The sequence below is a fragment of the bacterium genome (genome assembly GCA_040755795.1).
In the GTDB taxonomy this organism is placed as follows: Bacteria; UBA9089; CG2-30-40-21; order CG2-30-40-21; family SBAY01; genus JBFLXS01.
This window is the reverse complement of sequence record JBFLXS010000178.1, coordinates 1-7744: the sequence shown is the minus strand read 5'-3', so window position 1 is coordinate 7744 and position 7744 is coordinate 1. Positions and strand designations below refer to the sequence as shown.

Sequence of the window (7744 nt, the reverse complement as noted above, 5' to 3'; positions counted from 1 at the left end):
AAACCTAACCCCAATGTTTATAATATGTTACATATACCTACCTCACCTCCTAAACACCCCTAAAATCTACCTTCTTACTATTATAACCCCTTGATTTTACTGGAGTTAATAGGTCCAACCCTCTTTACTTTTTATCTTATTTATATCAAACAGTGTTTGGTATCAAAATTTAAGAGAAGCTTCACCTCCTTTTTTGCCATGATTAACACTGGTATTTTTATAAAGTAGAATGAAGCAATTTTAACATTCTTTACTGTTTGAAGTCAAAAGAATATACTTTTAAAATGTCTAACGATAGAGCTCACCTGCTGCGAGGGGGAATTACCACTAAACTTTCATAAGCAAGATAAAACCCTGGTAAACTACAAAACTATCTCAATCACGCCACAGCCCCTCGCAGTCAGGTGCAGCGACTGGTTAGAAAAAGCTGCACTTTGCCGTCTTTTTTCTCTTCTTTTTGATAGTTAATTCTCAATTCGAGGTCTGAACTCCAATCTCGCCTCCTTAGAGAAAAATACTTCTTTTCCCATTTCCCCTTATTTACACAAGAGATTGAAATACAAAGTGTTAGCGAAAAACGCAAAAATTTAGTTACTATCTTAGGTGTTAAGTGTTAACCTTTCTCTTTTAATACTATTAACCGATCGTTATCACGAAGAGAATAATTCTTTTCTGAAGATTCAACTGGATTGATAATAATTCTATCCATTATATGAATGGAAGTTCGCTCATTACTGTCTTTATTACTTGTTTTCTCAATAGCAATAAGTTGCATACCTTTATCTAATAACGGAAGTAGTAAACCATCGTAAGTTTTTCCTATAAAGTCTTTATATTCTGAATCTTTAGATACAGTAACTGTAGTTAAATATGCTTTATCATTTCTCGTTAAAAGTGTTAATATTAAATTACTTACTATACCTTCATTAAAGACCATCTGAACCATTATCTTTTCAATTAACATATCTGTAGGAATAATCTCATCAACTCCTGCATCTATAAACAACTTTTCATTTTCTTTCGCAATCATCTCTGCAATTATACGAACAGTGTGATTGGGATAGAATCTCTCAAAAATTTCTCTAACTTGCATTACCTTTATTATTGTCTTTGCATCAATATCTTCAATAACTCTTCTATTCCCTAACAGTAGTGATGTTTTTTCATCTACATCATTCACAATTCTTTTTCCAACTAAGATTATAACCGTTGTAACTCCACAGAAAATATTTCTATCTTCCTTAAAATCGGTTATCTCTTTGTTATAAACCTTTAAATTCTCACTTTTTATTTCATCATCTTTAAAATCTGGATCAACAACGATAACTTCCTTTTTTAACGAAAGAAGTGTATCCACAATTCCCCTCGCTGTCTTGTCCCCTCCCAATATGAGATATTTTTCCATATTATCACCTCTTTTGAATAGCATTTTTTGTCTCTGCAATATAAATCAATTTATCATTCAAATCAACCTTATAATCTCTCTCCTCATTTGTAGGATTGATGATATAGGGACTATCTTTTCGAAAAGAGGTCTCTATACTTCCGTGTTTAATATCTATATGTTTGTATATTGCTAAAAGAAGAATATTCTTCTTTCTTAAAGGGACAAGGATATCAGAAAAAGTCTTTCCTAAAATTTCTTCTCGTATAGGTTCTTTCAAGTCTTTAACAAATATTGAGTAGAGGTTATCTCTTTCGTTATGGGTTAAAAGGTCTAATAATAAATCTGTTACTCCTTTATTAATACACGCCTCAGTAGCAAATTTTTCTCTAATTACATCTAAAGATACCAACTTATCTATCTGAGACAAATCGAAGAGCCTCTTGTTTTTTTCAAAAATAAGTTCTGCAAAGACAGAAATTTTTTTACCATTTCCTTTATCCTTAACAATGTCCTTATAAAAATTTTTCACCGCAAGAGTAGTTAATACACTTCTTATATTCTCACTTGCCAGTTTTTTTTGACCTGCCATAACAAGGACTTTGTCAGCATTTTGTAAGTGAGCCTTTTTTAAGATTTCAAGAGATGAGCTTTCCCCCCGGCAATAAAATACATAATTAGGATTAAATTTATAATCTTGTAGAGGATACTCGTCATCCATTTCTGCAATGACTATGATTCTTTTTCTCTCAGGAACATAAGGACCTGTTAAATCCCGAATAATACCTGGAACCCTCGTATTCCATCCACAAATAATAATATGATTTTTTAGATACCTTACTCTCAATCCTTTCTTTTCCAAGTCTCGATTGTGGAATTGTCTGTTGGTAAACATAATTATTCCAACAAGGATACCTCCTATTCCCAAAAAAAGGTATAATGATAGAACAGATTTTCCCCAAATTACTTACCGGAAAAATTCCCTGGGTATATCCCGTACTGGCGTAGATCAAAAGCCATAGTAATGTATCTCCAAAGGACAAGTTTTCAAAGGGAGTTGGTATATCATGGTAAAAAGAATATGACGCCTCCATTTGTTTTATTAATAAGATATCCATTGAGAAGATAAAGGTAATTCCCCACACTACCATAGCAGTTTTTTTAGAAGTTATGCTATCAAGAATAGCTAAACTTCTCTCCAGAAAACGGTTAGAGGCTACCAATTTCTCCAATCTTTGACCTATAATCTTTCTAAAAATAACAATTAAACCAATAAAAAGGAAAATAAAGAAAAGGGTGTAATAATTCCGGTTTGTATATATAAGCCCTTTTTCAATATAAAACTTTTCTGCACCAGGATGTAGAGGAATAGTTATTTTTCTTGCTAATGCTTTATCCCTAAAAAATTCTATGTAGGTATGCCTTTTAGCATTAATCTGAAGTAATCCTTTCCAATTTTCAAAGAGAGTTCTTGTAATGGCATATGCCTGTTCTTTCGTTATATTTTTAGATACAAGCACGGCTCGAACAAAAGGAACTCGAGGTCTATAAGTTGTCTTTTCTACTTCTACACTTGTTTGGCTATAATAAGGGAATTCTTTAATTGTTTTATCAAGGATGGATTTCTTAAACGATAATAATTTTATCTTATTACGGTATTTTTCTTCATTTACTATTATAGACCCACAAGTAAGAAATGCTGCATCGAGCTCTCCATCAATAACCCTATCAACCGACTCTTCAGGGCCATACTTGGTAACACCATGTATATCATTAATACTTAACCCAGCAGTTTCTAATAATTGAATAGCATTTTTATATGTCCCACTTCCTCCTTTTCCTAATGAAACTCTGAGTCCAGCCAAATCTATTATATTCTTAATATTAGAAGTTCCTTTTCTAATAACAATCTGGATATATTCTGGAAATAATGCAATAATACCTTTTACATCTTTACTCTTTTGAATTTCCAAACCTTGATCAAGTAATGTCCCTTTTTTAGCAAAATATGATTGATAGAGGATGTCACTTTGAACTATTGCCAATTCACATTTACCATCCGCTAATAATTTTAGGTTCTCGACAGAACCATGGGTGGTTTTTACATCAACTGATAAGCCTTGAGCATTTTGGTTTAAAATTTCAGCAATCTTTTTCCCAACAGGATAATAATTCCCACCTTCTGAACCAGTTGCTATGGTAAGATTTGCAAATGATGGTTTTGAAAGTAAAGCAGAGAGTACAACAGAGGATATTAAAATAGAAACCAAACTCTTTAAATATAACATTTCTTTCCCTCCTCAAAAAAATGCTAATAAATTTCATCTTCCTATTATACTTATTTTTCTTAAGACCTGCCACACAGAAGACTTACATTAGAGTGTCGTCTGACGCCACAATAATTCCCTTTTCTCATAGATTTTCTCTTTCTCCCAACCTTATCCTTTATTTTATAAACTCCGAAATCTCATTGAAGATGGATAGTAATTAAACCAGGGTATCCATTCCAACCGATTAAGCTACAATAGGTTTCCAAACACTTAAAAACTCAACTTTATCAAAGTGCTCATCATTTGTAGCTATATGAGAAATATTGAATGTTTTACAAGTAGCTGAATGAATTGCATCTCGTGTAATCAATCCATACTCTTTCCCAATCTCAACCGATTTATAGAAAATATCGTAGTCAACATTAACTATTGATAGCGCAGAAGATTTTAATTCGCCAATATACTCAAGAAAAGCGTCAATCTTCTGGTAACATTCTTGTGCAAACCCATGATTTTTTTCAATCTGCTCTCTGATTCTCCAGCGACTAACATTTCCCAATAAATCCGCTCCTTTTTTCATAAGCAACACATACATTACTTCATTAAGTCTAACGATTGAGTTCAGCGGCGGCGGGGAGGATTACCACAAAAGTTTGATAGCAAGATAAAACTTTGAGAGACCACAAAACTCTGACCACGGCACAGTCCCCCGCCGTCAACTGCAACGCAGGGTTAGACAAAAGCTCTGATTCGCTGTCTTTTCCTTTTCCTCTGCCTCACCGAATTATTGTGCATTCCACATTCACGGTTTGACCCTAATAATACTTTTCCGGGTTGACCCTACTAATACTTTTCGCCTCACAAGTTGTTAAACGGACTCTATATCAAGTCACAGCTCAGGCATTTTCAAAACTATACCAATCTATACCCAATTGTCGAACAGCCGCTCGGATGGTCCCTAACTTCAGATCACGACCGCCCCAGTCAGGTAAGGAGGTGACTCGTTGTGTATTTGGGTTGAACCACTTACGATGAGATCCACCACTTCGCCGAGGCAATTCGTAGCAACCCAAGACAATAAACTTACGAGTTACTTCGCGATAGATCATGGAGTAGTAACCACCGTCTCTAACCACACAGGGCTATTGGCATCTGTCAGCTTCGTATTCACAGGTAGCAACCGACCTAGTTCTTGATAGGCTTCAACCACGGCTGTGAACGCGTCACGAACGTTAATCAATGCCTCCTCGATAGTATCTCCCTCCGTAACCAATTCTGGTAACAGCGGGGAGGTCACCGTATATCCACCTTCCTGTTGTGGTGAAAGTATCACTGGGAGTTTGTAAAGCATCGCTTTCCCTCCTTTTATTTACTTACCATCTAACGATTGAGCTCACCTGCCGCCAACAGTATGGGCACAGACTTTGGAAAACCACTAAACTCTAATAGGGCACAGAACTTTGAAAAACCACAGACTGTTGGCGGTCAGGTGCAGCGATTGGTTAGGCAATACATGTCTCCAAAAACATTTTATTTGTTATCGCTTGATATTAAAGGAGTTGCGTAAACTGTTTACTCTCTTTTTACTCTCTTTTTTATTGCATAGGATGCTTTTCGAAAAATTGCCACATCAACTCAGAAGCAATAATATCCATGTTGAGTTTTCCTACCTGTCGCTCCGGCAATGATGATTTACCACCCGGCCATGTGTGACCACCATCCTCCAGTGTCCACAAAATCACCTCTGAACCTTCCCTACCAGGACCATAAATGGTACAGATGGCATTCCCTTTCCGAGGTCCTTTCACAGATTCTTTGGGACATCCATTGTGAGCAGTCCAAAACTGAATAGTTTCTTCTACACTTCGGCGTGAAATCTTTTCAAATGCCCTTGGACCAACACCACCTTTGTAGACAACATTTGGGTCTGCTTTTCCATGAAAGTGAATAATCGAAATGGGCCTAGTTGATGTACCGATAGAAGGTTCTACCCCCAAAACTCCACTGACAGGTGCAAAAGCAGCAATCCTATCGGAAAGTTCCATAGCAAGTCGATAACACATAAATGCTCCATTTGAGAAACCAGTGGCATATATTCGTTTTTTATCAATATGGAAAAGTGTTTCAAGGTCATCCAACAATGCTTTTGTAAAACCCACATCATCTATCTTATTCTTTTTTGCATAACCGCAACAGACTCCCGCATTATAGGTAAGCATCTTATCCTCAGATTCCCCTGTTCCGGCAGGATAAACAACGATAAAGTTATAAGTATTACTAACTTTATCCATTTGTGAGTCACCACGCTGTTGAACCGGGTTTCCACCTCCACCATGATAGACTAAAACTACCGGCATAGCATTTTCCTTATTGTACTTCTCAGGAATGTGCAGGTCGTAAAATCGTCTTCTGCCATCCGTTTCTATATATCTGCGGTAATCGCCTGCTCCATATTGAGATTTATTGTAGGAAGAGAATTCTCCCTCAATTACAGGATAAGAAGGAGTGTTTGAAGCTTTCTTTACTATCCTTTCTTTCACCCTTTCCCTTACTCTTTCTCTTATCCTATCTCTTATATTCCCTCCTTCCGCATATTTCACTGTCAATCCTATCCACAACAAACACCAACTAAATACTAATATTTTTGTCAACATTTTTATCACCTTCCTCTTTTAATCATGAACTTAGCTTCGCAAAAGGAATGAGAATTTCCTTCCCTTTTAAGGTAACAACCATGTCGACGCAAGTGTTTCAATAACGCTTCACGTTTCATCCAACACTAACCATTTCTTGGGTGGCATCTGCAGGAATCCCTCGAAGCACATCCTCTCTGCGGTCTTCCAAAATCAACTGGATAGCATCAGAGAGGCTTTGAAGACATTCCTCTTTTGTTCGCCCCTGACCATTGGCACCAGAAATTTCAGGGCAATACGCTATAAACCATTCGCCATCCTTCTCAACAATGGCATTAAACTCATTATGCATTTGACACCTCCATACTACAACTTTGAATTATGATAACAAAAAATTAGCGATAAAACAAGGTTTGTCTAACGATTGGTTAGGCGTTGTGTCAATTTAGTCAAGTCAAGTAGGGATCTCAACGCTTCATTTACCGCTACTGAATCGCTGAAAGATTTGGTTAAATCAGGGTCAAGGACGATTACGTTCGCCCCTTCTTCGATTAACCGCCTGTAATATTTCCCTCGGACAGTCTTTGAATAATCAAAATCGTATTCTGGCCGTAATTCATCCCGAGCTTTTTCTGTTTTAGTTTTCATGTCGTCTCCTTTCATGCGCGGTTGCAGGACGCGCGCTGATAATACGTATATTTTTCTCCCTCTCTGTATGCGAAACTACAAGCAAACGTCCTTAAGAGGAAAAACCTACCATGATTAGCCTTAATTCGCTGATTGAGTGATCTGGATCATCAAAAGTAGCTGATAAGGGATCATAAAACACAGTTGCAGCTTCTTCAAAATAAACTCTGTGTTTTTTGTAATTCTGTTTTGCTTTTTCGGGATTCCATTTGAACTGAATCATCTATGCGTATGTTCCTTTTTACTTTTATGCCTAACTTATAATTAGATCAGATAGCCAAGTTGAGACAGTAGTTTTTTATAATCGCCTTCATTTTTGGTTTTCTGATCTACGGCACAATACAAGGTATCCAGATCAAGTTCCTTGGTTTTACCCGCCCTATATTCTGCCATTGCTTCTTGGGCAAGTTTGGCGAGTGCATCCTGAGAGCGAGCAAACACTTTTTCTCAATGTATCTCGTCTTCAAGCTCTTCGAGCATAAGCGTAGCAATAGCATCCTGTTCAGAATCAGGCAATACCTTTACCTTTTCTACTACACTTTCAAGAAGATTAGTCATCGTATCACTCCTTTTAAGAAATTTTGCCGTATTCTATTTGCCTTATTAGGTGTTCTGCATATGTGATCATTTTATACGCTGTTGATCTAACGACTGAGTTCAGCGGCGGCGGGGAGAATTGCTACAAACTTTATAAGCACGATTACCCCTTGAGATACTACAAAACTTTCAATCACGGCACAGCCCCCGCCGTCCGCTGCAACGATTTGTTA

Annotated in this window: 9 protein-coding genes and 2 pseudogenes; all 11 read right to left on the bottom strand. The window is 36.8% G+C overall.

What is annotated here, in order from left to right; genetic code table 11:
* Positions 1-613 precede the first annotated feature (613 nt).
* Complete coding sequence (locus tag AB1414_11890; GenBank protein ID MEW6608126.1) at positions 614-1405, bottom strand: hypothetical protein; 792 nt, start codon at positions 1403-1405, stop codon at positions 614-616.
* 4 nt (positions 1406-1409) lie between these two features.
* Positions 1410-2246 carry a hypothetical protein gene (locus tag AB1414_11885; protein MEW6608125.1) on the bottom strand — a complete coding sequence of 279 codons (837 nt, stop codon included), beginning with the start codon at positions 2244-2246 and terminating at the stop codon, positions 1410-1412.
* Positions 2134-3672, bottom strand: a complete 1539-nt coding sequence (locus AB1414_11880; GenBank protein MEW6608124.1) for a TAXI family TRAP transporter solute-binding subunit — start codon at positions 3670-3672, stop codon at positions 2134-2136. Before AB1414_11880 ends, AB1414_11885 begins: the two co-directional genes overlap by 113 nt.
* A 226-nt stretch (positions 3673-3898) precedes the next feature.
* Complete coding sequence (locus AB1414_11875) at positions 3899-4249, bottom strand: PIN domain-containing protein (GenBank protein MEW6608123.1); 351 nt, start codon at positions 4247-4249, stop codon at positions 3899-3901.
* A 301-nt stretch (positions 4250-4550) separates the two neighbouring features.
* A complete protein-coding gene (locus AB1414_11870; protein ID MEW6608122.1) occupies positions 4551-4763 on the bottom strand; it encodes a type II toxin-antitoxin system HicA family toxin in 213 nt (70 codons plus the stop codon).
* Entirely contained in the window at positions 4760-5005 is a 246-nt protein-coding gene (locus AB1414_11865) for a type II toxin-antitoxin system HicB family antitoxin (GenBank protein ID MEW6608121.1), read from the bottom strand. The genes AB1414_11870 and AB1414_11865 overlap by 4 nt, the downstream gene beginning before the upstream one ends.
* Positions 5006-5249: 244 nt before the next feature.
* Positions 5250-6308, bottom strand: coding sequence for a PHB depolymerase family esterase (locus AB1414_11860; protein ID MEW6608120.1), 1059 nt, complete (start codon positions 6306-6308; stop codon positions 5250-5252).
* 115 nt (positions 6309-6423) lie between these two features.
* Positions 6424-6639, bottom strand: a complete 216-nt coding sequence (locus tag AB1414_11855) for a type II toxin-antitoxin system HicB family antitoxin (protein MEW6608119.1) — start codon at positions 6637-6639, stop codon at positions 6424-6426.
* Between the two features lie 65 nt (positions 6640-6704).
* The gene (locus AB1414_11850; GenBank protein ID MEW6608118.1) at positions 6705-6935 is read right to left on the bottom strand and encodes a hypothetical protein; all 231 of its coding nucleotides are present in this window, start codon (positions 6933-6935) and stop codon (positions 6705-6707) included.
* Positions 6925-7194 (bottom strand): annotated as a pseudogene (locus AB1414_11845) (BrnT family toxin). The gene AB1414_11850 and the pseudogene AB1414_11845 overlap by 11 nt, the downstream one beginning before the upstream one ends.
* Positions 7195-7316: 122 nt before the next feature.
* Positions 7317-7532: pseudogene (locus AB1414_11840) on the bottom strand (hypothetical protein).
* Positions 7533-7744 lie beyond the last annotated feature (212 nt).